The following is a 25777-nucleotide window of genomic DNA, read 5'->3' as shown; positions in this document are numbered from 1 at the left end:
GAAACTTCAACGTTGCCTTGATGCCGCAGCAACATGCCAGCGTTCAGGGTAGAAGCTCCCCGCAACTCCTGGAGATCCTGCATGCGTGCCTTGTTCGTCGGAGGTGTTGTCGACAACAGTGAAATGGACCTGGAAGGCAGCCATCCCCCCGTCCATTACCCGGAGGATACCGGCGGTGGTCACTCCCGCTACCGCCTGCACCAGGTCGGCCACGGCGCCGATGGAAGTGTGGCCTACGCCGTGTATGGGGCACCGGATCTGGCCGACGAGGAAGTGACCCGGGTAGCCGAGGAGCGCGCCTATGCGCGCAGGTTCGAGGCGACGGCAACGCTGTTCGAGCACTGACAGGCCTGTAGCGCCCGAGCCCATGCTCGGGCGGCGGCACAGCCGCGCAAACGGCAGCCGAGCATGGGCTCGGCTCTACATCGGATCAAGGCGCCGTGGGCGGCAGCTCGCGGATGCTGGCGATTTCATCCAGCCACACGTGATGCTGCTGCACCGGCGTATCGAGATCGTCCAGCCGCAGCTGGCCGTTGCTGCCTTCGTCGCCGGCGTCATTGCGGTACTGCTGCAGCGTCGGCTGCACCGCAACCGTGCCCAGCAGGCGGCGGCCGTCGTGCAGGGTCAGCTGGACCTGGGTTTCCCCGTGCAACTGCGGCAGCAGGGCTTCCAGGCGCGCGATCTGCGCGGCATCGGTATGGATTCGGGGAGCAATACGGGACATCGACAACCTCCTGCGTGCAGGCATGCAGGATCGCCGATTGGCCGTGAATGCTCAGTGCAGCAGGCTGTCCCCGCGCGTGGCCTGCACGCGCCGCACGACACCCACCAACTGGGCCACCGAATACGGCTTGGCCACATGCTCCTGGAAGCCCGAGGCCAACGCACGGCGACGGTCATCAGCACGCGCCAGTGCCGTCACCGCCACCGCAGGCAATGCCGTGGCATCCACGCCCAGGTCCTCGCGCAGCGTGCTCACCAGGCCATAGCCATCCATGCCCGGCATGCCGATGTCGGTCAGCAGCACGTGGTACTGCAGGTGGCCATTGTCGGCCAGCAGCGCCAGTGCCTCGCCCGCAGAGCTGGCCGCAGATACGCTGGCGCCCTGCTCTTCCAGCATGCGCCGCAGGTACTCCAGCACTTCTGGCTGATCTTCCACCGCCAGCACATGCAGGCCGCGCAGCGGGTACGGTTCGACCACCATCGGTTCCAGGATCGGACCGCTGACGACCTCACGCAGCGGTCGCCGTTCGGCATCGGGCAGGTGCTGCGGCAGGCGCACAGTGAAGGTGGAACCGTGACCGTGGCCATCGCTGGCCGCGCTGACCGTACCGCCGTGCAGCTCCACCAGCTGCTGCACGATCGCCAGGCCCAGGCCCAGACCGCCATGACGGCGGGTGGTGGTGCCGTCGGCTTGGCGGAAGCGGCTGAACAGGTGGTTCAGGAACTCCGGTGCGATGCCGTCGCCGGTATCGCGCACGGTGATCGTCCAATAGTTGCCATCGGCCTGCAGCTGCACGTCGATGCGGCCCTCGGCCGGGGTGAACTTGATCGCGTTGGACAGCAGGTTCCAGAACACCTGCTGCAGGCGGGTGGCATCGCCCAGCACTTGGCAGGCCTGCGCCGGCAACTGCAGGGTGACGTCCAGCGCCTTGCCCTCGGCCACCAGCTCCTGCGCGCCCATCGCTTCGTTCAACTGGTCGCGCAGATCCAGCACTTCCACTTCCAGCTGCACCTTGCCCAGCAGCATGCTGCTGAGATCGAGCATGTCCGAGATCAACCGCTTCTGCGCGGTCGCACTGTTGGCGATCACGCCCAGGCCCTTGTACAGCGGACTGGTGGAATCCACGCGCTGCAGCAGCAGTTCGCTCCAGCCCAGGATCGTGGTCAGCGGCGTGCGCAGTTCGTGCGACAGCGTGGCCAGGAATTCGTCCTTCAGCCGCGCCATGTTCTCCGCCGCACTGCGCGCGGCGCGCTCGGACTGCAGCAGCTCCTCACGCGCCAGTTCGATCTCGCGACGCTCGGTGACGTCCGGGCTGCTACCGGCCAGACCGATGAAACGGCCCATCCGCGAGAAGCGCGGACGGGCGTTCATTTCCAGCCAGCGCCACTGCCCATCGGCGCGACGGGCGCGTACCAGGGCATGCATCGAACGCTGCGCTTTCAGCGCTTCCTGCAGTTCGTACTCGAACACCGACGCATCGTCGGGATGCACCAGACCGCGCCAGACATCTTCCGGCACACGGTTCTCGTCGCCGCCGAAGAACTCGCTGAAGGCACTGTTGACGAAGCGGGCATGGCCGCGCTCGTCCAGCACCCACACCGGCATCGGCAAACCATCGGCCAGTGCACTGAAACGCGCCTCGCTCTCGCCCAGCTCCACTTCCATCTGCTTGCGCGCGGTCACATCGAAGAACAGCACGCCCACCAGGTCATCGCCCGGCCGGCCGACACGCACCGCATCCACCGCGAACGAACGCCCGAGGGCACGGGCGTCCATCTCGAACTGCGCCGGTCGCCCGGTCCGCGCCACTTCGCCGTAGATCCGGAACCAGTCGCCTTCGTGCTGTGGCTCCAGCGCGCTCATGCGCTTGCCGCAGGCATCCTTCAGGCCGGTATGGCGTTCGAAGGCATCGTTGACCTCAAGGAAGCGGTAATCGATCGCCTCGTCGCCGTCGAACAGCACCTGGATCACACAGAAACCTGCGTGGATGCGCTCAAGCACGCCATGGTGCAGGTCGGGTTCGGGCGCCGGCACCATCAAGGGTGAGCGCTCCACGAGGGGCGGCAATGTGGACAAGGGCGTGGGGAAGAAAAGACCGGATGGAGGTACAGCATCTTCCAGAGGGCGTATTCACAGCGTCAAGCGCCGTCAGTCAGGGTTGACGACCATGAATTGGCGGCAACTGTTGACGCATCTGACGCTCTTGGCCATTGCTGCGGCCCTGCGGCGGGATCACACTCGATCCGAGATCATCATCCTCCCCGCTTCGGGGACGCAGGAGACTGCCATGAAAGGTTCGCTTTCAACCGCCCTGCTGCTGGCCGGCATGCTTGCCGTGGGCAGCGTGGCCGCCGCGCCGCGGACGGTAACAGCGCCCGACGCGCCGCGCGCGCTGCAGGCCGATGGCCCGGTCAGCGTGAAGTGGGACGATCCGGCGAAATTCACCGAGCTCCGCCAGAGCAGCAACCGCTTCGAGGCTGAACGCGGTGACTGGGTGCAGCAGCTGGCACGCTACGTACAGACCAGCGCCGCCAAGCCCCTGCAGGCCGGGCAGACGCTGGACGTGACCCTGGTCGATATCAAGCGCGCGGGCGACTACGAGCCCTGGCACGGCCCGCGCGGCAGCGATATCCGGATCATGCGCGACATCTACCCGCCGCGGATCACCCTGCAGTACACGCTGAAGGATGCCAGCGGGCGCATCATCGATGAAGGCGACGCCCGCCTGAGCGACAGCGGCTACCTGCACAACATCGGCCTGAAGAGCGATACCGATCCGCTGCGCTATGAAAAGCGCCTGATCGATGATTGGGTGAAGCGCCAGCTGACCTCGCGCGTCACCGCTGCCCGGTAACCCCGCGCAGCGCGACCCACCGGTAGGTGTCGATCTTGGTCGACACGCATTCAAAGCGCCGACCAAGGTCGGCCGCTACCAGAGCCGTGCGCAGCGCCTGATCGATCCGGTAGGTGTCGACCTTGGTCGACACACATTCAAAGCGCCGACCAAGGTCGGCCGCTACCAGAACCGTGCGCAGCGCCGGTCAATCCTGGTAGACACGTGCCACGCGCTTGACGCCGCACGGCAGCTGGTAGGCACTGACACCGCAGCGCGGGGCCAGCTCGGACAGCGTCGGCGCTGTGCCCCACAGTTCCACCACGCTGCCGACCCCGGCCTGCGCATGTGCGGTCAGGTCCACGGTCAGCATGTCCATCGACACCCGGCCGATCAGCCCACCGGGTTGGCCATCGATCAGCACCGGGGTGCCATTGGGCGCGAACTGCGGATAGCCATCGGCATAGCCCAGTGCGACCACGCCCACGCGTGTGCGTGCCTTGGCGACGAAACGCGCACCGTAGCCGACCGGCTCACCGGCCTCGATCCAGCGCTCGGCGATCACCTTGGACTGCATCGTCATCACCGGGCGCAGGCGCGCGGTCAGCTCGCTGTTGTCCGGCAGCGGGTTTGCGCCGTACAGCATCAGGCCCGGGCGCACCCAGTCACTGCGTACGTCAGGCCAGCCCAGCAGCGCCGGCGAATTGCAGACGCTGGTCTCGCCTTGCAGGCCTTCGATGGCCTCGACGAAGGTCGCGGCCTGCTCATGGGTACGCTCGCTGTCCAGCTCGTCGGCGCGTGCCAGGTGGGTCATAAGTACGATGCGCGCCACCTGCGGCAGTGCAGACAGACGTGCGTGCGCGGCGCGGAAACCGGCCACGTCCAGGCCCAGCCGGTGCATGCCACTATCCAGCTTCAGCCACACCGTCAGCGGGCGTGGGCTGTCGAACGCGGCCAGCGCTTCCAGCTGCCACGGCGAACCGACCGAGAACCACAGGTCATGCTCGGCCACCAGCGCCATCTCGCTGGGCTCGAAGATGCCTTCCAGCAGCAGGATCGGTGCACGGATACCGGCCTGGCGCAGCTCCAGTGCCTCTTCGATCGTGGCCACGCCGAAGCCGTCGGCCTCGCCTTCCAGTGCCTGCGCGCAGCGCACTGCACCGTGGCCATAGGCATCGGCCTTGATGATCGCCAACGCCTTGCCACCACCCAGTTCACGGGCCAGACGGTAGTTGCTGCGCAGTGCGCCCAGATCGATCAGCGCGCGGGCAGGACGCATGTGCGGTTCTCATGTTGCGGGGTGTGGCGGTACTGGCCGTAGCGGAAGATATCCAGGCCTTCGGTGCTGATCTGCGGCTGGCGCGCGCTCATCAGGTCGGCCAGGTAGCGGCCCGAGCCGCAGGCCATGGTCCAGCCCAGCGTGCCGTGGCCGGTGTTGAGGAACAGGTTGCGGAACGGCGTGGCGCCGATCACCGGCGTGCCGTCCGGCGTGGCCGGGCGCAGGCCGGTCCAGAACTCGGCCTTGGCCAGGTCGCCGCCCTTCGGGTACAGATCGCGCACCACCAGCTCCAGCGTCTCGCGGCGACGCGGCGACAGTGACAGGTCGAAACCAGCCACTTCGGCCATGCCGCCGACGCGGATGCGGTTGTCGAAGCGGGTCACCGCAACCTTGTAGCTCTCATCGAGGATGGTCGAGGTGGGCGCCATCGCCGGGTCGGTGATCGGCAGGGTCAGCGAGTAGCCCTTCAGCGGATACACCGGCAGGCGCATGCCCAGCGGCGCGACCAGCCCCGGTGAATAGCTGCCCAGTGCGACCACGAAGCGGTCCGCGGTTTCCAGCTTGCCGCCGATCCGCACGCCGGTGATGCGGTCACCGTCGAATTCAACGCCGGTGATGTCCTGGTCGTAGCGGAACTCGACACCCGCTTCGGCCGCCATCTGCGCCAAGCGGCGGGTGAACAGCTGGCAATCGCCGGTCTGGTCGCGCGGCAGGCGCAGCGCGCCGACCAGGCCATCGACGTGGGCCAGCGCGGGCTCGGCCTTGATGATGCCGGCGCGATCCAGCACTTCGTACGGCACGCCGTACTGGGCCAGGATCTCGATGTCCTGCGCCGATGCATCCAGCTGCTGCTGGGTGCGGAACAACTGGGTGGTACCCAGGTCGCGCCCTTCGAAATCGATGCCGATCTGCGCGCGCAGCTCGTTCAGGCAGTCGCGGCTGTACTCGGACATGCGCACCATGCGCGCCTTGTTGATCGCGTAGCGCTCGTGGGTGCAGTTGCGCAGCATCTGCCACAGCCAGCGGTACTGGGCCAGGTCCATGCCCGGCTTGATCGCCAGCGGTGCGTGCTTTTCGAACAGCCAGCCGATGGCTTTCTTCGGCACGCCCGGAGCGGCCCACGGCGAGGTGTAGCCGAAGGACAGCTGGCCGGCATTGGCGAAGCTGGTTTCCAGCGCGGGACCGGGCTGGCGGTCGACGACCGTGACTTCAAACCCGGCCTGTCGCAGGTACCAGGCACTGGTGGTGCCGATCACGCCGCTGCCGAGAACTAGGACTCGCATGGAAATTCTCCAACCCGATCATTCCCTGCATTTGTGTGCGCAGGGGCCATAATCGGGGAAGTATATTCTTCCGTTCCTAGGTGATTTGCCTGATTTTAGGAATGCAGGCAGGATATTTTCCTCTGATTCATTCCCCGAGGCTGACGGCCATGACCACCCGCCCCCGCGAACTGGACAAGATCGACCGCAAGATCCTGCGCATCCTGCAGGGCGAAGGCCGCATTTCCTTCACCGAGCTGGGCGAACGGGTCGGTCTGTCGACCACCCCGTGCACCGAGCGCGTACGCCGGCTGGAGCGCGAAGCGGTGATCACCGGCTATCACGCCCACCTGGACCCGTCGGCGCTGAAGGCGAGCCTGCTGGTGTTCGTGGAGATCAGCCTGGCCTACAAATCCGGTGACATCTTCGAGGAGTTCCGGCGGGCGGCACTGAAGCTGCCCAACGTACTGGAATGCCATCTGGTGTCGGGCGATTTCGACTACCTGTTGAAGGCGCGGATCAGCGAGATGGCCTCGTATCGCAAGCTGCTTGGCAGCACTCTGCTTACCCTGCCGCATGTGCGTGAATCGAAGAGCTACATCGTGATGGAAGAGGTCAAGGAGACCTGGTCGCTGCCGATTCCCGATTGAATCGACCGGCGACAGCGGGACCAGACCCCGTAGCACGGGCTCTGGCCCCTGGCTGCATCAGCGCTGCTGCGGGTTCTTCATGGAACCCTGTTGCGGATTCTTCTTCTGCTGCTCGTTCGGCTGCTGTTGCTGTTGCTGCTGCTGGCGCTGCTGTTCCTGCGGTGTTTTGCCCTGCTGTTCCTTGCCGGGATGACGGTTCTGCTGGTTGGCCATGATCGTATTCCAAGGGGACGAGGGAAGCGCGACGGCGGGGATGCCGGCGCAGGTCCACCGTGGTCCTGGCGCGGTTAATCGCAGGCGAAAAACGGGTGATGCGGGGTGTGGAGGGCGGAGGCTGTTTTCCGGCGTTCATGTGGGTGGCGGGTTTCCTGCCAACGGCTGAGCCCCTCGTGGCTGGGGCCTGGTGCGGCGCTGCGCGTGGGCCGGGCGGGTGGGCTGTGCAGGGGACGCCGTGAATACGTCCCTGTAGGCTCGGGCGCGCCATCCATGGCGCTTACGCCCCTGCACAGCCCACCCGCCCGGCCTTGGACAGGTTCATGCGGGCGCCAGCCACGGAAAGAAAAAAAAAAGAGCGACAGCGGGTCGCTGCGCTCTCTATGGGTACGCGATCGGTTTGGGGCGCTGGGGTCAGCGCTTGATCTGCTGGCCGTCGCCGGTGGGTACGCTGTCGTAGTAGCGGCCGGTGCGCGAGTCGAATACGCGGTTGGGGCCGGCCGGTTTGACGCCGGGAACGATGCGGCCGTTGCGGTCGTAGACCTTGTCCGGCAGTGCCGGTGCGGGCGTGGGGGTCACCTGGGCCGGGCCGGTCGAGCGGATCGGTTGTGCCGGCTGCGGCGAGGGCAGCACCTGCGGCTGCGGGCGCGATGCCTGCGGTGGCGGGGTTACAGGCGGCGGTGCGACCGTCGAGCTGCTGCGGGTGGCGGTCGGATTGCCGGTGGGCACCTGCGCCTGGGCGAGCAGAGGCAGCAGGGCCGACAGCAGCAGGACAAGGCGGGGTTTCATGGCGCGCTCCAGGGTGAACCACGTTCACCCTGCGCCTGCCCCTGTGTGCCGGCCATGAACGGCCATCACACTTGCAAGCGCGTGTTCACACCCCCACGTCTGCGGCATCCCAGGCCACAACCCCACGGAGAGCCGGCATGAGCGCTTTCGATCTGACGCCCCCCACTGCCACGCAGACCGAAGCCCTGGTCGCCGGGCTGAGCGCCGAGGAGCGCCGCGTGCTGCTGCAGCACGGCACCGAGGCGCCCTTCTGCGGGGTGTTCCTCGACAACAAGCGCGAAGGCGTCTACTGCTGCCGGCTGTGCGCACTGCCGCTGTTCCGCTCCAGCACCAAGTTCGATTCGGGCACCGGCTGGCCCAGTTTCTTCGCCCCGTTCGATCCGGCGCATGTGCGCGAGATCCGCGACAGCAGCCACGGCATGGTCCGCACCGAGATCACCTGTGCCCGCTGCGGCAGCCACCTGGGCCACGTCTTCCCGGACGGCCCGCCGCCTACCTACGAGCGCCACTGTCTGAACTCGGTCTCACTTTCGTTCACCGGCAACGGCGAGCCGTGGCCCGATCCGCTGCAGCGTGGCGGCGCGGAAGCCGGCGTGGCGGGCTGAGACCCGCCGAAATGGCCCGCTGACCGACTTCACAGAATTCCCTCTTCAGAAACACCGGTGTCAGGCCGACAAGGAGATATCCCCCCTCCTTGCGTCGCGCCATGCTCATCATCGTTGGATTCCTGGTCGTCATCATCAGCGTGCTGGGCGGCTACCTCGGCGCACACGGCCGCCTTGGGGCGCTGTGGCAGCCTTACGAACTGGTCATCATCGGCGGTGCCGCACTGGGTGCGTTCCTGGTCGGCACCCCGGCCAAGACCGTCAAGCAGACGCTGCAGGCGATGGTCGGCGTGTTCAAGGGCCCGCGCTACAAGCAGCAGGACTACATCGATGTCCTCAGCCTGGTGTACGAACTGCTCAACAAGGCTCGCCGTGAAGGCTTCATGGCGCTGGAAGACCACGTCGAGCGCCCGGCCGAAAGCGCGCTGTTCGGCAACTACCCGAAGGTGCAGGCCGACCACCACCTGATCGACTTCATCACCGACTGCCTGCGCCTGATGATCGGCAGCAACATCGAGCCGCACGAGCTGGAGCCACTGCTGGAGCTGGAGCTGGAGAAGCACCACGCCGAGGCGATGGCACCATCGCAGGTACTGACCAAGGTCGCCGACGGCCTGCCCGGTTTCGGCATCGTCGCGGCGGTGCTGGGCATCGTCATCACCATGGGCTCGATCGGCGGCGACATCGTCGAAGTGGGTGGCCATGTGGCCGGCGCGCTGGTCGGCACCTTCCTCGGCATCCTGCTGGGCTACGGCTTCGTCGGCCCGATGGCGTCGGCGATGGAAGCCCGCGCCGAGCAGGACAGCCGCATCTACGAGTCGGTGAAAACTGCCCTGCTGGCCTGCCTGCGCGGCTACAACCCGAAGATCGCGCTGGAGTTCGCCCGCAAGACGCTGCCGTCGAACGTGCGCCCGGCGTTCTCCGACTTCGAGCAGCACCTGAAGACGGTCAAGTAAGCCATGGCCGAGACCAAGCCCACCGTCATCGTCCGCCGGGTCAAGAAGGCCGGCCACGCCGCCCACCACGGCGGTTCGTGGAAGGTGGCCTATGCCGACTTCGTGACCGCGATGATGGCCTTCTTCCTGGTGCTGTGGCTGATGGCCAGCACCAGCAAGCCCGAGCGCGCGGCCATTTCCGAATACTTCCGCAACCCCAGCCCGCTGGTCGGCTCCAGCGCGACGCCTGCACCGGGCATGGCCGGACCGGGCGGCGCCAGTACCTCGATGATCAAGCTGGGCGGCGCCACCGACGTCTCGCGTGGCAACAGCAACGATCCCTTCCAGAACCAGCAGAAGGCGATACCGCAGCCGGTGGACGAACAGCAGCGCGACAAGCAGCAGCTGGAAGCGTTGATGAAGGAGCTGCAGGAGGCGATCAGCCGCAGCCAGGCGCTGGAACCGTTCAAGGACCAGCTGCTGCTGGACCTGACCCCGGAAGGCCTGCGCATCCAGATCGTGGACAAGCAGAACCGGCCGATGTTCGACCTCGGCAGCGCCACCCTCAAGCCGTACACGCAGCAGATCCTGCACGAGCTGGCCGAGTACCTGAACCACGTGCCGAACCGGATCAGCCTGACCGGCCACACCGACATCACCGCCTATTCGGCCGCACGCGGCTACGGCAACTGGGAACTGAGCGCCGACCGCGCCAATGCCGCGCGCCGCGCGTTGATCGATGGCGGCATGGACGACGGCAAGATCACCCGCGTGGTCGGCCTGTCTTCGTCGGTGCTGTTCGACAGGACCGACCCGCAGAACCCGATCAACCGCCGCATCAGCATCGTGGTGATGACCAAGGCCGCCGAAGAGGCCGCACTGGCCGGTGCCGGGCCGCAGGTGGGCCTGTCGGCGACCACCGTGGACCCGGACGTGCAGGCCGCGCAGGGGCCAGCAGGGGTCGGATCCCTTTCTGCAGGAAAGGGCTCTGACCGCTGACCGGTTTCCGCCGGGCATGGCCCGGCGCTACCGGATCCCAACGCCCAAAGGTAGCGCCGGGCCATGCCCGGCGAGCGCGCAGCGCGGCACCCAGTACAATGGCGGTCTTTCCGATTCCAGGTGATCCCACCCCATGTCCCAGTCCTCCAAGGCCAAGCGCGACAAGCGCAAGAAGCACCAGGCCAAGCGCCCGTTCCTCCGTCTGAACGCCCAGCAGCAGGTGCAGAACCATGCCGTGCTGGTCAACGAGGACGGCCAGGCCGTGGCCGCCATCGGCCTGCAGGGCCGCGAGTGGCTGCTGGCCATCGGTGGCCAGACCATGGGCAACGCCGACAACCCGGTGCCGATGCTGGCCATGCTCAAGCACCTGTCCAACGTGCAGGAAGCCGAAGGCCGCAAGGTCACCCTGGAATATTCCGAGCTGATGCAGAAGCTGCTCGACACGCTGGCCGAAGAAGCAGGCCAGACCGCCGAGGAGTACCTGGACAAGCTGGTGGCCCAGTTCGCCAGCGAGCAGGCTGAAGACGCAGCGGCCGAAGGCGACGCTGCCGATGAAGCGGCTGCGGACACTGCCGGCGCCGAAGGCGCTGCCGACGCCGAGGCCGATACGGCCGCCGACGCCGACGGCAAGCCGCAGGCCTGATCCGGCGGCGGCGGTGTCGGTCTACGTCGATGACGCGGTGCATCCCTGGCGCGGTCAGCGCTGGGCGCACCTGATGGCCGATACCCTGGCCGAGCTGCACGCGATGGCGGCGCAGCTCGGCATTCCCTTGCGGGCCTTCCAGAACAAGGCCAGCGGGGCGCATTACGATGTCACCGCCGAGCTGCGTGCGCAGGCGCTGGCGCTGGGCGCGGTGGCCATTTCCCGGCACGTGGATCGCGCGCAGGTGAAAGCGGTGATCGCCAATGCCAGGGCGCAGTACAGGCCGTAGGCGCGCCCAAGGAACACGAGGGCGCGATTGGCATGAACGCATCGCAATGCGCGCGGAACCTGCCGCGACACATTGGACACGATTCATCCAGCGCGGCGAGAAGCCGCCGGGCATGGCCCGGCGCTACCGGTGACTCTCAGAACGGGTCGCTGCCCAGCCGCACTTCCACGTTCAGCAGCGAGCACAGCGCCAGCAGGGCGTCGTCATCGCGGGTCAGCGCCATCCAGCCACTGAAGCCGTCGTTGCCGGCATCCACGCTCCACAGCGTGTAGTTGTGCTCGCGCAGGCGGTCGAAGGCGGTGCTCATCAGCTGCACGCCGTCCAGGTCTGCGGCGAAGTCCTCATCGTCCAGGTCGCCACCCCAGTCCAGCTGCAGGTTGAAGCGCGCTGACAGCTCGTTCACCGCCGACTGCAGCGAATCGAAGTCATCTCGTTCGACCTCGAAGCCGGACTGCCAGGCGATGGCGGTGAACAGCGCCGGCAGCCAATCGCTGTCGGCTTCCAGCGGCTGGCCGTCCTCGGACAGATGCTCGCGCCAGCGGTTGAACTGCTGCAGGGCCAGCTCTTCGTCGCCCGGATTGATCAGGACCAGCAGATTCCAGACCCGCGCCTCGAAGTCGTCCTCGTCGAAATCGTGGGCGTCTTCCTCGAAGTCGAAATAGTCGCTGTTGTCAGGCATGGCGGAACATCCTCGGGAGCAGGTGGGCATTCTACGGTTTATCCTGTACCGCTGAAGCCGGCCGTGGTGGCCGTCACTGTGAATGAAGCGATGAGCGATACCCCTCCCGACCACCTGGCGATCAACCCGGCCAGCCCCTTCCACGATGCGCAGGCCCTGGAGCGCGGCGTCGGCGTGCGCTTCAACGATGTCGAGCGCGACAACGTCGAGGAATACTCGGTCAGCGAAGGCTGGATCCGCGTGCAGGCCGGCAAGGCCCGCGACCGTCGCGGCAACCCGATGACCATCAAGGTCAAGGGCAAGGTCGAGGCTTACTTCCTGGAACAGAAGCCGGAAGCCTGACGGCTGCCTTGTAGAGCCGAGCCCACGCTCGGCTGCTGTCTGCTCAGGTGTCATGGCACCTGGACGGAAAGCTCAGCCGAGCGTGGGCTCGGCTCTACACAACAGACCCATCACTCGCGCTTGCGCGATTCCAGCAAGTCCAGGTTGCGGATCAGCCGCCGCGCGATCTCGTCCGACACCACGCCGCGGCGGGTCAGCCGGAAAAGTTCCTCGCGTTCGGCATTGAGACCGGCGCTGCGCAGCTGGCGGTAGCCCATCTCCATCCGGTTCACCTTTTCCGGATCCACATCGGGGTTGTCGCGGTCCAGATGCCGCTGATACAGCAGGCTCACCCGCGATGCGGCGTCGTTGTACAGCTGCACGTTCTCGGTGTTCTGGTTGAGCACCAGCTGCTGGCGCATGCGCTCCACGCCCGCCAACGCGGCCTTCGAGGACAGCTTGCGGGCCAGATCCTCTTCCTTGCGCTCACCCGAATCGGCCGGCAGCTGCAGGCCCTTCAACAGCTGCGGCAGCGCCACGCTGGCGCCGACCAGCGAGCACAGGATCACCGCGGCAGCCAGGAAGATCACCAGGTCGCGTGCCGGGAACGGGCTGCCATCGGGCAGGAACAGCGGCAGCGTCAACACACCGGCCAGGGTGATCGCACCGCGCACGCCCGCCACCGAGGTGGCCACCACGATGCGCCAGTTCGGTGCCTCGCCATGCTCCAGGCCGCGGCGTCGCGCGCGCAGCAGGTTCCAGCGCAGCGACAGCCACACCCACAGCAGGCGCAGCGCGATCAGCGTCGCGTTGATCACCAGCACGTACACCAGCAACCACCATGCGCTCTGGTGGCCGCTCTCGTTCATGGTGGTGGTGGCGCGTTCGACGATGCCCGGCAACTGCTCGCCCAGCAGCACGAACATGATGCCGTTGAAGCTGAACTGCAGCATGTTCCAGACGCCGGCGCGCTGCACGCGCATGCTGCCCGAGACACGGCCGGTCATTTCCACGTAGCTCATCGAAATACCCGCTGCGACCGCAGCGAGGATGCCCGAGGCGTTGATCTCTTCGGCCAGCAGGTACGCCGCGAACGGGATCAGCAGATTGACCAGCATCGCCGCGCCGGGCTCTTCGCCGAAGCGGCGCCACAGCCAGCGCTGGAACGTGGACACGCCGAGGGTGACCGCCACGCCGACGGCCAGGCCGGCCACCGCCACCCACAGGAAGGTCAGCGAGGCGGTCGCCAGCGAGAAGGTGCCGGTCATCACCGCCGCCACCGCGAAGCGGAAGCAGACCAGGCCGGAGGCATCGTTGAGCAGCGACTCGCCTTCGAGGATGTGCATCAGGCGCTTGGGGATCGGCGCCTTCGAAGCGATTGCACCAACCGCCACCGGGTCGGTCGGCGATACGATCGCGGCCAACGCGAAGCACACCGCCAGCGGCATCACCGGAATCATCCAGTGGATCAGCAGGCCCGCGCCGATCACGGTGAACACCACCAGCCCGAACGCCAGCTCGAGGATCGCGCCCTTGTCGCGGAACAGGCCCTGTTTGGGAATGCGCCAGCCATCGAGGAACAACAGTGGCGGCAGGAACAGCAGGAAGAACACTTCCGGTTCCAGCGCGTGGCCGCGGTTGAATACCCCGGCGATTACCGCACCGAGGCCGATCTGCACCAACGGCAGCGGCAACGAGAATGGCAGGACGCGAACCAGGTAACCGCTGGCGACAACGGCCACCAGCATCGCCAGGACGACTTCGATGGTGTGCATGCTTCTTCCACAGGAGCGGCGCGTGGGGCCGGAAAAACCGGAGTGCGCCGGGGGACGGGAAAAAACTTAACACAGCAGGCCGCCACTGCGGCCAGCCATCTGAATGCGCGTCAGGACCGCGACAGCAAGCGCCGCCCGAGCCACGCCAGCGTGTCCCGCTGCATGTCCGCGGACAACGCATGGCCGACCGGGTAGCCACGCAGCTGATGGGCCACGCCCAGTGCCTGCAACCGGTGCGATGCGGCTTCGGCCAGGGTGTAGGGCAGCTTGTCGTCGTCGTAGCCGTGCACCACCAGCGCGTCCAGCCCGGCCTGGCCCACATCAGCCGGGATGCTCGGCGCGATTTCCGGCAGGATGCGCCCGCACAGGATCGCGAAGGATGTCACCCGCTGCGGCTGGGTCAGGGCGACGCTGGCGGCCATGATGCCGCCCTGGCTGAAGCCGGCCAGCGCAGTCTGCCGCGCATCCAGTCCCAGCCGCTGCTGTTGGCCAGCCAGCCAATCCGCCAGCAGCAGGCGCGAAGTCTCGGCCTGCGCCGGATCGATCACCGGCCCCTGCGCATCGAAGCGCACCGTGAACCAGCCGAACGCCTGTGGCCCGAAGACCACAGGACCGCGCGGCAGCAGCACGTGCAGGCGCGGGTCGATGGCCGAGGCCAGCGGAAGCAGCGACTGCTCATTGCTGCCCACCCCGTGCAACAGCACCACCAGGCCCTGCGCCGGTCCTTGCGCAGGGCGCTCCAGCACCGGTTGCAGCAGCGGGTTCACGCCGCATCCTGAGCGCGATCGGCGCCATCGAAGCGGTACAGGTCCATCGCCAGGAAGCCGGCATCGATACCGGCATCGATGCGCTTGGCACCAAAGCCGCCCTCGCCCGCCGCGCCCATCGCGAAGTACAACGGCAGCAGATGCTCGTCGGTGGGGTGCGCACGCTCCGCAAACGGTGCCTGTCGACGGTAATCGAACAGGGCATCGCGGTCATTGGCGGCCAGCCGCTGCTCCACCCAGTCGATGAAGGGACGCACGTAGGGCGCTTCCTTGCCGTCGTGGTAGTTGCCCCAGTCGTGCAGGTTGTGGGTGACGCTGCCCGAGCCGATCAACAGCACACCCTGTTCGCGCAGCGGCGCCAGTGCGCGGCCCAGCGCGAACTGATGCTGCGGGCCCAGCATCGGCTGGATCGACACCGGTACCACCGGGATGTCGGCCTGCGGGTGCAGCAGGCGCAGCGGCACCCACGCGCCGTGGTCAAGGCCACGTTGCGGATCGAGTGCCACCGGCAGGCCTGCGGCGGCGATGCGACCCGCCACGTCTTCGGCCAACACCGGATCACCGGGCGCCGGGTACTGCAGTTCGAACAGTTCGCGTGGGAAGCCCCCGAAATCGTGGATGGTGGGCGGGTGTGGATGGCTGCCGACCAGCGGCTGCCGGGCCAGCCAATGCGCCGAGGCGATGACGATCGCACGCGGTGCCGGCAGGTCGCGGGCCAGCTCGGCCAGGCGCACGCCGACCTGGCCCGGATGCAGGGCGGTCATCGGCGAGCCGTGGGAGATGTACAGCGAAGGCAGGCGGGACATGATCTTCTCCAATGACAGGAACAGGCAGCGGGCCGGATGACGATCAGCGCGAACGCAGGGTCCAGCGGCCATCGCCAAGCAGGAACAGCACGACCAGGGCCAGCGCCCAGAACGCCGGGTATTCCCAACCGCCGCCCGTGTTGGCGAAGCTGAAACCGTTGGCGCCATGCACCGTCACGATGGTGCCCAGCAGCAGCGGCACACCGAGCAGGCCGATCCAGCGCGCGTAGATGCCGAGCAGCAGCGCTGCGGAAATCGTCAGCTCAACGGCGATGGTGAGGTAGCCCAGGACGCCGGGCAGGCCCAGCGATTCGAAGAAGGCAGCGGTACCGGCGGGGGTGAACACCAGCAGCTTGGTCAGCGCATGGACCAGGAACAGCACGCCCAGGGCCAGCCGCAGCAGGGTCGCGGCATACGGGGCAAGCGGGGACAGGGGAGTGGCGGTAGCGTTCATGGGGCACCTCGGTGGGGACAGGGCACAGGTTATTGCGCTCTTCCCCACCGATAAATACGATGAATCGACCGTATTTATTTCAAAAGGCGAAACAATGGACACCCTGGATGCCATGCGCGTGTTCGTCGCGGTGGTCGAACGCAACGGCTTCAGCGCTGCCGCACAGGCGCTGGACATGTCCACGGCCGGGGTCACCCGCCAGGTCGCCGCGCTGGAAAAACGCCTGTCCACCCGCCTGCTCCACCGCACCACTCGCCGGGTCAGCCCGACCAGCGCCGGTGCCGCCTACTACGCCCAGTGCGTGCGCCTGCTGGCCGAGTTCGATGCGCTGGAGGCCAGCATCGGCGCACAGGCGCTGGAACCGTCCGGCATGCTGCGCATCAATGCACCGGTCAGCTGGGGCATCGCCCGCCTCGGGCCCTTGCTGGCCGGTTACCGCGAGCGCTTCCCGCAGGTCGAACTGGACCTGGCGCTGTCCGACCGCCTGGTGGACATGGTCGAAGAAGGCTACGACGTGGCCATCCGCATCACCCGCGAGCCGGGCCCGACCCTGATCGCGCGGCGCCTGGGCCAATCACGGATCAGCCTGTGTGCCGCACCGGCCTACCTGGCTGCGAACGGCACGCCGCAGGCACCCGAGGATCTGCAGACGCATACCTGCCTCGGCTACAGCTACTGGGCAGCCGGCGACCACTGGCCACTGCAGGGGCCCGGCGGCGAAGTGAAGGTGGCAGTGACCACCCTGCTGCGCGCCAACAACGGCGACGTCCTGCGCGAAGCGGCGATTGCCGGGATGGGCGTGATCCTGCAGCCGGACTTCCTGTTGCACGAAGCCCTCGCCGATGGCCGCCTGGTGCGCATCCTGCCGGAATGGGAAGCCGCGCCGATCGGCATCTTCGCCGTCTACACCAGCCGCAGCCATCTGGCGCCAAAGGTGCGCAGCTTCATCGATTACCTGGTGGAAACCGGGGTGTGAGGGCGCTACCAGAGGCGCGCCCATGACACGGTAGCGCCGGGCCATGCCCGGCGAGCACGACGCGCGGCCTAGGCAACAACCTCATCCAGCTGCGCGATGATCTTCTCCAGCGGTGCCGGCCGCCCCAGCAGGTAACCCTGCACCTGGTCGCAGCCATGCGCGGCCAGCCAATCCAGCTGTCCCGGCGTTTCCACGCCCTCGGCGATGATCGTCAGCCCCATGCTGTGGCCCAGCGACAGCAGCGCCCGGCAGATCGACGCGTTGCGCGGATTGGTCTCCACGTCGGCGACGAAGCTGCGATCGATCTTGAGGATATCCAGCGGCAAGTGCTGCAGATAGGACATGCTCGAGTAGCCGGTACCGAAATCGTCCAGCGACACGCTGATGCCCTGCTCGTGCAGGCGCTGCATGGTCTGCATCGCCTGTGCCGGCTTGCGCATCAGGCTGCTCTCGGTCAGCTCCACGTGCAGTGCACCGCGGGCCAGGCCGAAATCCTGCTGCGCGCGGGCGAACTCGGCCACCAGATCGCTGTTGAAGAACTGCACCGCCGACACGTTGACCGCGATCGACAGCTCGCCCCATCCTGCTTCGACCAGGCGCCGCTGTGCCTGTGCCGCCGCGCGGATCACCCAGCGTCCCAACGCCAGGATCAGGCCGGTGTCCTCGCACAACTGGATGAACTCGCTGGGCGGGATGAAACTGCCATCGGCCTGCGGCCAGCGCAGCAGGGCCTCCAGTGACGCCGGGCTGCCATCGCTGGCGTGCCGGATCGGCTGGAAGTACAGCTGGAACTCGTTGTCGATGGCCGCGTGGATACGACCTGCCAGGCGCAGGCGGTCGGCCAGGCGGGTGGTCACCGCCGCATCGAACCAGGCCACGACGTTGCCTTCGGCGCGGGCCGCGTGCGCCGCCTGCGCGGCCATGCCGATCGCCTGTTCCGCACTGTGGCCTGCGTCGGCGTCATGTACCGCCACGCCAATGCGGGGTTCGAACTGGTGCAGCGAATCCTGGCCGCGCATCGGTGCCGAGACGATCTGCAGCAGATCATCCAGCACGCGCTGGGTGTTGTGTTCCGGCGCGATCGCCAGCACGAAGTCTTCTGCCGGCTGGAACGCCAGCAGGCCGAAGCGCGCGCCCAGCCCGCCCAGGCGCGAGGCCATCGACTGCAGAACCGCATCGCCGATCTCGCGGCCCAGCGTATCGGCCACCAGCTGCAGGCCGCGCAGCTGTACATAGGCGATGGTGTAGGCGCCGGACTGCTCGTCCAGCTGTTCGCTCAACGCGCGCACGTTGAGCAGGCCCGTGGCCGGATTGTGCCGCGCGTGATAGGCCAGGTCGCGCTCGTAGGCCAGGCGTTCGCTGACATCCTCGGCCAGCACCAGGCATGCGGGCTGGCCATCGAAATCCAGCTGCGACAGGTGCACGCGCACTTCGAACACCGTGCCATCCTTGCGCTGGTGCAGGCGCACCGCAGCGTCCTGCAGTTCACCACTGCGCACCTGCGCGATGGCGCCCTTGACCTCGTCCCAACCCTCGCGCGGGCGGATGTCGAGGATGCTCATCGCCAGGAATTCATCGCGGCTGTAGCCGTACTGCTGCACGGCCGCCTCGTTGACCTCGATGAAGCGCAATGTGTCCGGATCGAACACCCAGAACGGCGCGGGGTTGCGATCGAACAGCAGGCGGAAGCGGCGCTCGACCTGGCGCATCTGCTCGCGCGCCTGGTAGCGCTCGCTGAGGTCGGTCAGTGCACCGATCATGCGCCGCTGCCGATCGGCCACCGCCACCCGCTGGCCGCGCGCGGCCACCCAGCGCACGGCACCGCCGGGCAGCACCAGGCGGAATTCTTCGTCGAGTACCGCGGTGCCGGCGAAGGCCTGGTCGAAGGCCTGCTGCATGCGTGCGCTGTCATCGTGGTGCACGCGGGCGAAGAAATCGGCCACCGGCAGCGCATCGGTCTGCACACCGAAGATCTCACGAGCCAGCGGTGACCAGCGCAGCAGCGCAGCGTCTTCGTCGACATACCAGGTACATACGCGGCCCACCTGATGGGCCAGGCGCAGCTCGGCGTGGCCGGTCCGCAGCTCTTCGGCCATCGACTGCTGCCGGCAAGTGCTGCGGCGCACCGCATACAGCAGCACCACCAGCACTCCGACGTAGGCCAGCACGATGGCGATCGCCGCCTGCAGATACGGCCACCACGGCTTCAGCACATCTTCGTTGGCCAGGCCAACCTGCACCGCCAATGGGCTGCGTTCCAGGGTACTGATGGTGGAGATGCGCGGGATGTGGTCCACCGCGCCGGGAATGCTGCCCAGTTCAACCACGGCCTGCCGGCCCAGCAGCTTGCGTGCCGGCAGCGTGTAACGGCGGCCGACGGTGCCATGCGGATCGGGGACACGGGCCAGCATGTAGCCATCGGCGTCGCTGATCGAGGCCAGGCCACTGGGCCCCACATCCAGACCGCCCACGATCCGCTGCAGTTCGCCGCAGCGCAGCCGCGCCAGCAGCCAGCGATCACCCTCCATCGGCAACGCCAGCGGCACCACCCAGCCACCGTCGTTGGCACGCTGCGGCGGCCCGATGTACAGCGCGCTTCCCTGCCCGCGTCGCTGCGGATCGGTCCACAGCGGCAGCTGCAGGTCGCCCTTGCCGGCCGTCAGGGCGCGGCCGTAGGTATCGAGCACGACAATGCTGTGCAGTTCGGCGTGGCGGCGCAGCACGCCGGCAATGGCGGCATCCAGCAGCGCGGGCGCCTGCGCAGGCACCGTGCGGAACAGCTCGGCCGCATCGGCGGCGATGCCCCCCATCGCCCGCTCCAGGTTGCGTAGTTCCAGTGCCAACAGGCGCTCGCTGCCTACCGCCAGCGCCCGGCTCTGCCGCTGCGCGGCTTCCAGCCGGCGCTGGTAATCGTTGGCCAGCATCGCGGCCAGGCCGACCGCCAGCAGCACGCCCAGCACCACGCCGCCCCAGGTAATGGCACGCAACGGCCGGGCCAGCGCGTGTCTCAGCGCCGGCATCAGTCGGTCTTCCCTGGGCAGTCGGCTGGCTTCATGCGCGAACGATTCCTCCACATCCCCGACCTCAACGGCCGGCGGACGCCATTCTTGACGCCTCAACCTGTCCTGCATGCGCCCTCCCCCGGGTGCTGCAGACATCCAGCCCGCAGCATGCACCACGCCGATGACCGCGTGAAGGTCGCTGCTGCGTGTTCAGCCAGATCACGCACAGTGCTGGCCCTGCCGGGCACGTCCAGCCGGCCCGCAGCGGATTAGACTTGGAGTTTTCCGCCGCAAGAGAAGTCCATGTCCAAGCTGCGCCGCCCCACCCTGGCACTGGCCATCGTTGCCAGCCTGTCCCTGGCCGCCTGCGACCGCCCGGCCGATCCGGCCGCCGGCACCGCCGCACCGGCCGAGGCGACACCCGCTGCCGCCAAGCCGATGCTGGGCAGCTTTGGTTTCGATGCCAGTGGCATGGACCGCAGCGTCGCCGCCGGTGACGACTTCTTCGGCTTCGCCAACGGCAGCTGGGTGAAGAACACCGAGATCCCGGCGGACCGCTCGCGCTTCGGCAGCTTCAACGTGATCGCCGAGAAGACCCAGGCCGATACCCGCGCGATCCTGGAAGGCGCTGCCGGCAACGCCCAGGCCAGCGGCGAAGACAAGCTGATCGGCGACTACTACGCCGCCTACATGGACGAGGCCGGCATCGAACAGCGCGGCCTGGCGCCGGTGCAGCCGCAGCTGAAGAACATCGATGCGATCGCCGACAAGGCCGGCCTGGCCCGCGCCCTCGGCGGCGACGTACGCGCCGATGTCGACCTGCTCAATGCCACCAACTTCTACACCGACCGCCTGTTCGGCCTCTGGGTCTCGGTGGACCTGCTGCAGCCCGACCGCACTGCGCCGTACCTGGTGCAGGGCGGCCTGGGCATGCCGGACCGCGATTTCTACCTGGGGGGTGGCCGCATGGCCGAACTGCGCAAGCAGTACCAGGCCTACATCGCGCAGGTGCTGCAGCTGGCCGGCGTGGCCGACCCGGCCGGCAAGGCGCAGCGCATCCTCGCCCTGGAAACGAAGATCGCGCAGGCGCATGCCACCCAGGAAGAAACCAACGACGTGACCAAGGGTGCCAACCCCTGGACCCAGGCCGACTTCAACGCCAAGGCGCCGGGCATGGACTGGGCCGCGTTCCTGGACGCAGCCGCACTCGGCAAGCAGCAGGACTTCATCGTGTGGCAGCCGAAGGCCGTGGCCGGCCTCTCCAAGCTGGTGGCCACCGAGCCGCTGGATGCCTGGAAGGACTACATGACCTTCCACGCGCTGGACCGTGCCGCCGCCTATCTGCCGAAGAAGTTCGCAGATGCGCGCTTCGCCTTCCATGGCACCGCGCTGAGCGGTACGCCGCAGCAGAGCGATCGCTGGAAGCGTGCGGTGGATGACGCCAACCATGCCGTCGGCGAGGCCATCGGCAAGCGCTACGTCGAAAAGCACTTCGATGCCAAGACCAAGGAACGTGCCGACGAGATGGCGAAGAACATCATCGCCGCCTTCGCCAAGCGCATCGACGCACTGGCCTGGATGTCACCGCAGACCAAGGCCAGCGCCAAGGCCAAGGTGGCTGGCCTGACCGTGGGCATGGGCTATCCGGACAAGTGGCGCGACTACAGCGGCCTGGAAATCCATCGTGATGATCCGCTGGGCAATGCACAGCGCGCCGAACTGTTCGAGTACCAGCGCAACATCGCCAAGCTGGGCAAGCCGGTCGACCACAGCGAGTGGGCGATGCTGCCGCAGACCATCAATGCGATGAACGTGCCGCTGGAAAACCGCCTGGTGTTCCCGGCGGCGATCCTGCAGCCGCCGTTCTTCGACGGCGCCGCCGACGACGCGGTGAATTACGGTGCGATCGGCGCGGTGATCGGCCATGAGATCAGCCACGGCTTCGATAATGCGGGCGCGCTGTTTGACGACACCGGCAAGCTGCACAACTGGTGGACGGCCGAAGACCTCAAGCAGTTCAACGCTGCCGGTGATGCGCTGGCCGCGCAGTTCAGCAGCTACGAGCCGTTCCCGGGCGTACATGTCAACGGCAAGCTGACGTTGGGCGAGAACATCGCCGACGTCGCCGGCCTGGGCACTGCTTACGACGCCTACCAGCTGTCGCTGCAGGGCAAGCCGGGCCAGACCCTGGAAGGTTTCACCCCCGACCAGCGCTTCTTCCTCGGCTTCGCCCAGGCCTGGCGCAGCAAGAGCCGCGAGCAGGCGCTGCGCAATTCGCTGCTGACCGATGTGCATGCACCGGGCCAGTTCCGCGCGCTGACGGTGCGCAACATCGACGCCTGGTACCCGGCGTTCGACGTGAAGGAAGGCCAGAAGCTGTACCTGGCCCCGGACAAGCGGGTCAAGGTCTGGTGATGTAACGCGAACGGGCGCCGAAAGGCGCCCGTTTCGTTTTCATGGGTAGACGCCAACCTTGGTTGGCGCTTTTCCGCCATCCACGCATGGCTGGAATCCACCCGCCCCGCTCTGGTGGGTGCCAACCTTGGTTGGCGCTTTTCAGGCATCCACGCATGGCGGGGATCTATTGCCTGCGCATACCCGCCACGACCAACGTCGCCGCCGCCGCGAACCCGGCCGCCGCCCACAGGTTGGCGTGCAACCCGAGGCCATCCAGCAGCAGCCCCCCACCCCACGCGCCCAGCGCGATGCCGATGTTGAACACGCCCACGTAAAGCGCCGTAGCGATCTCCACGGCCTTGGGGGCAGCCGCCATCATCCATGTCATCAACCCTACCGATACCCCGCCATAGGCCAGGCCCCACACCAGCAGCACCACCACACCGCTGGCTGGCGTGCCGCCGGTCCACAGGAACAACAGCGGTGTCAGCAGCAACCCCAGCGCAATGGCGAGCAGCAACCCGCGCGGACGTCGCGCCGCCAGCAGGCCAACCATGAAGTTGCCGACGATGCCTGCCATGCCATAGGCAAACAGCAGGCCTCCGATCCATGTCGCATCGATGTGTGCCAGCGTGGTGAGCAACGGCCGCACATAGGTGAACGCGATGAAGTGCCCCGCCACCAGCAGCAGGGTCAGCAGCAGCCCCTGCTGCAGGCCGCGGTTGCCCAGCTGCTGCACGAACTGGCGCGCGCGCACCGAGCCGTCCACCGGCAACGCCGGCACCACCCACAGGTGCAACAGCAGGACGGCTGCACTGAACGCAGCCATCACCACGAAGGCCCAACGCCATCCCAGCGCCTCGCCGATCAGCGCGCCCAGCGGCACGCCCAGCACCGAGGCCGCGGCTACGCCACCGAAGATGATCGAGGTGGCCAGGCCGATGCGCGCTGGCGGCACCAGCCGCGCCGCCAGTCCGCCGGCGATGGCCCATATGCCGCCCATGCAGAAGCCCACCAACACACGCGCGGCCAGCAACCATGCGATGCCTGGCGCCAGTGCCGAGGCGACGTTGGCCACCAGCAGCAGGCCGAGCAACGCGCACAGGATGCGGCGACGATCAATGCCACCGGCTGCAATCACCACCAGCGGTGCGAACAGCGCCGCCAGCAGTGCCGGCAACGAGATCATCAGACCGGCGGTGCCTACGGACGCGCCGAGGCTGTCGGCGATGGGGGTCAGCAGTCCGACCGGCAGCATTTCGGTGGTGACCACGGAGAAGGTGGCGAGGCCGACGGCGGAGATGGCCCACCACGGATGGCGGGGCACAGGCGCCGCGTGCGCGGGCGATGAAGTACTCACGGCACCATCCCTGCAGAGGAAGTGGACGAAGCAGAAGTGCGCAGCGCACCCTGCGCGAGCAGGGCGACCAGCAGCACGACACTGCCTGCCACCAACGCGACGACGAAGCCGCTGCGCACACCACCGGCATCGACGCTCTGCCCGGACAACGCAGCACCCAGTGCCACGCCGATGTTCAGGCCAGCCAGCAACCAGGTCATGCCCTCGGTGAGGCGCCATTCGGGCACGCGCTGTTCCACCAGCGACATCGCCACGATCATCGTCGGCGCGAAGGACAGCCCAGCCAGCAGCACCGCAGCGGCCAGTGCAGGAAGGGTGCCCACCAACAGCAGCGGCAATGTGGTCAACGCGGTGGCTCCAGCACCCAGCAGCAACAGGCGCTGCAACGGCACCTGCAGCTTCAGCGCACCAAACAGAAGGCCTGCCACGCAGCTGCCAAGTGCGTAGGCCGACAGCACCGCGCTGGCTGCCAGTGGCTGCCCTCGCTGTTCGGCAAAGGCCACGCTGGTGATGTCGACCGTGCCGACAACCACACCCATCGCCAGCATCAGCAATGCGAGCAGGCAGATCTCCGGTTGTCGCAGCAGGGAGCGCGAAGGTGCGGCGCCCTCGCAGGTCTGCAGTGGCGGTTCGGTGCCACGCTGCAGCACCAGTAAAGCCACGCCGACGACCAGCAGCAGGGCGGCAGCCAGTACGCCAGCCTGCGGCCATACCGCCACCGACAGCCCGACCGACAACGGCGGCCCGGCGATGAAGGTGACCTCATCGAACACCGTCTCCAGCGAATAGGCCGTCTGCAGTTGCGGGCGGCCGCGGTGGATCGCGGTCCAGCGCGCGCGCACCATCGCCGACACGCTCGGCATGCAGCCGGCCAGCATCGCCGCGGCGAACAAGGTCCAGTCCGGCGCCTGCAGCACTGTACAGGCCAGCAGGAGCAGCAGGCCTGTCGCGCTGGCTGCGGTGGCCCACGGCAGCACCCTGCCTTGACCATGGCGGTCGACCCAGCGCGACACCTGCGGCGACAGCAATGCATAGGTGAGCACGAAGGTGGCCGACACCGCGCCGGCCAACGCATAACTGCCGCGCAGCTGCGACAGCAAGGTGATGAAGCCGATGCCGGTCATCGGCAGCGGCAGGCGTGCCAGTAGCCCGGCCAGGGCAAGGCCGGTGGTGCCGGGGGCTGCGAACAAGTCGCGGTACGGGGTGGCCATCGAAATCTCCAGGGCAGACTTGCCTGGCGCACGCGGCGCCACGACAATACATACAGAGCGTATGAATAAGAGGCTACATTCATACGGCGCGTATGTAAATAATCATGCACTTCGTATGTAAGGAGTTCCGGATGGTCCGTCGCACCCGCGCCGAGATGGAAGAAACGCGCGCCAAGCTGCTGGCTACTGCCCGCCGCGTGTTCAGCGAACAAGGCTATGCCGCTACCTCGATGGACGACCTGACAGCCCAGGCTGGGCTGACCCGCGGTGCGCTGTATCACCACTTCGGCGACAAGAAGGGGCTGCTGGCGGCGGTGGTCGCCCAGCTCGACGCCGAGACGGATGCGCGCCTGCAGGCGATCAGCGATGGCGCCGACGATGCCTGGGACGGCTTCCTGCGGCGCTGTGGTGCCTACCTGGAGATGGCGCTGGAACCGGAGATCCAGCGCATAGTGCTGCGCGACGCACGTGCGGTGCTCGGTGGTGCATCACCGGAATCGCAGCAGCACTGCGTGCACTCGATGCAGCGATTGATCGAACAGCTGATCGCGCAGAGCGTGGTCGCACCGGTGGATGCGCAGGCACTGGCTTCGCTGATCTACGGCAGCTTGGCCGAAGCAGCGTTCTGGATTGCCGAAGGCGAGGATGGCGATGCACGCCTTCGCCAAGCAACGGCGGCACTGGAGATGCTGTTGCGTGGGCTGAAGTCGACCGGGTAAGGCCTATCCACGCATGGCGTGGATCTACTGTGGGCCAGCCACGCATGGTGTGGATCTACTGTGGGCCAGCCACGCATGGTGTGGATCTA

27 protein-coding genes are annotated in these 25777 nt (G+C 67.2%); 12 read left to right on the top strand and 15 right to left on the bottom strand.

Annotated elements, in window-relative coordinates:
* Positions 1-81: 81 nt before the first annotated feature.
* The gene (locus tag QP457_RS02675; RefSeq protein WP_180167774.1) at positions 82-345 is read left to right on the top strand and encodes a hypothetical protein; all 264 of its coding nucleotides are present in this window, start codon (positions 82-84) and stop codon (positions 343-345) included.
* A gap of 85 nt (positions 346-430) precedes the next feature.
* Here QP457_RS02675 and QP457_RS02670 read toward each other — a convergent pair whose 3' ends face one another.
* Together QP457_RS02670 and QP457_RS02665 are read right to left on the bottom strand one after the other, a co-directional pair.
* A complete protein-coding gene (locus tag QP457_RS02670; protein ID WP_180167773.1) occupies positions 431-724 on the bottom strand; it encodes a DUF3247 family protein in 294 nt (97 codons plus the stop codon).
* 51 nt (positions 725-775) lie between these two features.
* Positions 776-2761, bottom strand: a complete 1986-nt coding sequence (locus QP457_RS02665; RefSeq protein ID WP_240196558.1) for an ATP-binding protein — start codon at positions 2759-2761, stop codon at positions 776-778.
* A 250-nt stretch (positions 2762-3011) separates the two neighbouring features.
* Between QP457_RS02665 and QP457_RS02660 the strand changes: the two genes are divergently transcribed.
* Positions 3012-3578 (top strand): DUF3016 domain-containing protein, encoded by a 567-nt coding sequence (locus QP457_RS02660; RefSeq protein WP_089238446.1) that lies wholly within the window; start codon positions 3012-3014, stop codon positions 3576-3578.
* Here the strand turns inward: QP457_RS02660 and QP457_RS02655 are convergent.
* From QP457_RS02655 to QP457_RS02645, 3 genes are read right to left on the bottom strand one after another with little or no spacing between them, the layout of a single operon-like run.
* Complete coding sequence (locus tag QP457_RS02655; RefSeq protein WP_205405377.1) at positions 3562-3711, bottom strand: hypothetical protein; 150 nt, start codon at positions 3709-3711, stop codon at positions 3562-3564. The two genes, QP457_RS02660 and QP457_RS02655, sit on opposite strands and share 17 nt — an antisense overlap.
* 54 nt (positions 3712-3765) lie before the next feature.
* Positions 3766-4836, bottom strand: a complete 1071-nt coding sequence (alr, locus tag QP457_RS02650; RefSeq protein WP_205405378.1) for an alanine racemase — start codon at positions 4834-4836, stop codon at positions 3766-3768.
* Positions 4815-6119: a D-amino acid dehydrogenase gene (locus QP457_RS02645; protein WP_205405379.1), complete on the bottom strand. Its 1305-nt coding sequence runs from the start codon at positions 6117-6119 to the stop codon at positions 4815-4817. Before QP457_RS02645 ends, alr begins: the two co-directional genes overlap by 22 nt.
* A 149-nt stretch (positions 6120-6268) precedes the next feature.
* Here QP457_RS02645 and QP457_RS02640 point away from each other — a divergent pair, with 149 nt between their 5' ends.
* Positions 6269-6748, top strand: a complete 480-nt coding sequence (locus tag QP457_RS02640; protein ID WP_089241164.1) for an Lrp/AsnC ligand binding domain-containing protein — start codon at positions 6269-6271, stop codon at positions 6746-6748.
* Positions 6749-6805: 57 nt separating this feature from the next.
* Here QP457_RS02640 and QP457_RS02635 read toward each other — a convergent pair whose 3' ends face one another.
* Both QP457_RS02635 and QP457_RS02630 read right to left on the bottom strand, forming a co-directional pair.
* Positions 6806-6961 (bottom strand): hypothetical protein, encoded by a 156-nt coding sequence (locus QP457_RS02635; RefSeq protein ID WP_205405380.1) that lies wholly within the window; start codon positions 6959-6961, stop codon positions 6806-6808.
* Between the two features lie 414 nt (positions 6962-7375).
* Positions 7376-7750 (bottom strand): classical arabinogalactan protein 4, encoded by a 375-nt coding sequence (locus QP457_RS02630; protein ID WP_205405381.1) that lies wholly within the window; start codon positions 7748-7750, stop codon positions 7376-7378.
* A 137-nt stretch (positions 7751-7887) separates the two neighbouring features.
* On the opposite strand from QP457_RS02630, the gene msrB reads away from it, so the two are divergent.
* From msrB to QP457_RS02605, 5 genes are all read left to right on the top strand, one after another.
* The gene (gene msrB, locus QP457_RS02625; RefSeq protein ID WP_089238439.1) at positions 7888-8355 is read left to right on the top strand and encodes a peptide-methionine (R)-S-oxide reductase MsrB; all 468 of its coding nucleotides are present in this window, start codon (positions 7888-7890) and stop codon (positions 8353-8355) included.
* A 101-nt stretch (positions 8356-8456) separates the two neighbouring features.
* On the top strand, positions 8457-9311 hold the full coding sequence (gene motA / locus QP457_RS02620) for a flagellar motor stator protein MotA (RefSeq protein ID WP_012509934.1): 855 nt from the start codon (positions 8457-8459) through the stop codon (positions 9309-9311).
* A gap of 3 nt (positions 9312-9314) precedes the next feature.
* Positions 9315-10289 carry a flagellar motor protein MotB gene (gene motB / locus QP457_RS02615; RefSeq protein ID WP_205405382.1) on the top strand — a complete coding sequence of 325 codons (975 nt, stop codon included), beginning with the start codon at positions 9315-9317 and terminating at the stop codon, positions 10287-10289.
* Between the two features lie 133 nt (positions 10290-10422).
* Positions 10423-10932: a hypothetical protein gene (locus QP457_RS02610; RefSeq protein ID WP_205405383.1), complete on the top strand. Its 510-nt coding sequence runs from the start codon at positions 10423-10425 to the stop codon at positions 10930-10932.
* Between the two features lie 13 nt (positions 10933-10945).
* Positions 10946-11221: a DUF4031 domain-containing protein gene (locus QP457_RS02605; RefSeq protein ID WP_205405384.1), complete on the top strand. Its 276-nt coding sequence runs from the start codon at positions 10946-10948 to the stop codon at positions 11219-11221.
* A gap of 136 nt (positions 11222-11357) precedes the next feature.
* Here the strand turns inward: QP457_RS02605 and QP457_RS02600 are convergent, their stop codons facing one another.
* A complete protein-coding gene (locus QP457_RS02600) occupies positions 11358-11900 on the bottom strand; it encodes a hypothetical protein (RefSeq protein WP_025878402.1) in 543 nt (180 codons plus the stop codon).
* A gap of 90 nt (positions 11901-11990) precedes the next feature.
* Here QP457_RS02600 and QP457_RS02595 point away from each other — a divergent pair, with 90 nt between their 5' ends.
* Positions 11991-12242, top strand: a complete 252-nt coding sequence (locus tag QP457_RS02595) for a DUF3297 family protein (protein ID WP_049466119.1) — start codon at positions 11991-11993, stop codon at positions 12240-12242.
* A 110-nt stretch (positions 12243-12352) separates the two neighbouring features.
* Here QP457_RS02595 and QP457_RS02590 read toward each other — a convergent pair whose 3' ends face one another.
* The 4 genes from QP457_RS02590 to QP457_RS02575 all read right to left on the bottom strand — a co-directional run bounded on the left by QP457_RS02590 (position 12353) and on the right by QP457_RS02575 (position 16023).
* A complete protein-coding gene (locus tag QP457_RS02590) occupies positions 12353-13996 on the bottom strand; it encodes a Na+/H+ antiporter (RefSeq protein ID WP_099821572.1) in 1644 nt (547 codons plus the stop codon).
* 110 nt (positions 13997-14106) lie between these two features.
* Positions 14107-14763: an alpha/beta fold hydrolase gene (locus tag QP457_RS02585; protein WP_205405385.1), complete on the bottom strand. Its 657-nt coding sequence runs from the start codon at positions 14761-14763 to the stop codon at positions 14107-14109.
* On the bottom strand, positions 14760-15569 hold the full coding sequence (locus QP457_RS02580) for a class III extradiol ring-cleavage dioxygenase (RefSeq protein ID WP_205405386.1): 810 nt from the start codon (positions 15567-15569) through the stop codon (positions 14760-14762). Before QP457_RS02580 ends, QP457_RS02585 begins: the two co-directional genes overlap by 4 nt.
* A gap of 43 nt (positions 15570-15612) precedes the next feature.
* Positions 15613-16023, bottom strand: coding sequence for a DoxX family protein (locus tag QP457_RS02575; protein WP_100554626.1), 411 nt, complete (start codon positions 16021-16023; stop codon positions 15613-15615).
* A gap of 94 nt (positions 16024-16117) precedes the next feature.
* Between QP457_RS02575 and QP457_RS02570 the strand changes: the two genes are divergently transcribed.
* Complete coding sequence (locus tag QP457_RS02570) at positions 16118-16999, top strand: LysR family transcriptional regulator (RefSeq protein ID WP_205405387.1); 882 nt, start codon at positions 16118-16120, stop codon at positions 16997-16999.
* 68 nt (positions 17000-17067) lie between these two features.
* Here the strand turns inward: QP457_RS02570 and QP457_RS02565 are convergent, their stop codons facing one another.
* Positions 17068-20130, bottom strand: a complete 3063-nt coding sequence (locus QP457_RS02565; RefSeq protein WP_205405388.1) for an EAL domain-containing protein — start codon at positions 20128-20130, stop codon at positions 17068-17070.
* 174 nt (positions 20131-20304) lie between these two features.
* On the opposite strand from QP457_RS02565, the gene QP457_RS02560 reads away from it, so the two are divergent.
* The gene (locus tag QP457_RS02560) at positions 20305-22416 is read left to right on the top strand and encodes a M13 family metallopeptidase (protein WP_180167760.1); all 2112 of its coding nucleotides are present in this window, start codon (positions 20305-20307) and stop codon (positions 22414-22416) included.
* Between the two features lie 166 nt (positions 22417-22582).
* On the opposite strand, the gene QP457_RS02555 is transcribed toward QP457_RS02560, so the two are convergent.
* Entirely contained in the window at positions 22583-23758 is a 1176-nt protein-coding gene (locus QP457_RS02555) for an MFS transporter (RefSeq protein WP_205405389.1), read from the bottom strand.
* The gene (locus QP457_RS02550; protein ID WP_205405390.1) at positions 23755-24969 is read right to left on the bottom strand and encodes an MFS transporter; all 1215 of its coding nucleotides are present in this window, start codon (positions 24967-24969) and stop codon (positions 23755-23757) included. Before QP457_RS02550 ends, QP457_RS02555 begins: the two co-directional genes overlap by 4 nt.
* Before the next feature lie 131 nt (positions 24970-25100).
* Between QP457_RS02550 and QP457_RS02545 the strand changes: the two genes are divergently transcribed.
* On the top strand, positions 25101-25688 hold the full coding sequence (locus QP457_RS02545) for a TetR family transcriptional regulator (protein ID WP_205405391.1): 588 nt from the start codon (positions 25101-25103) through the stop codon (positions 25686-25688).
* Positions 25689-25777 lie beyond the last annotated feature (89 nt).

This window comes from Stenotrophomonas sp. As-7 (assembly GCF_030291015.1).
GTDB classification, from domain to species: domain Bacteria; phylum Pseudomonadota; class Gammaproteobacteria; order Xanthomonadales; family Xanthomonadaceae; genus Stenotrophomonas; species Stenotrophomonas lactitubi.
This window is presented reverse-complemented; position numbering and strand designations above follow the sequence as displayed.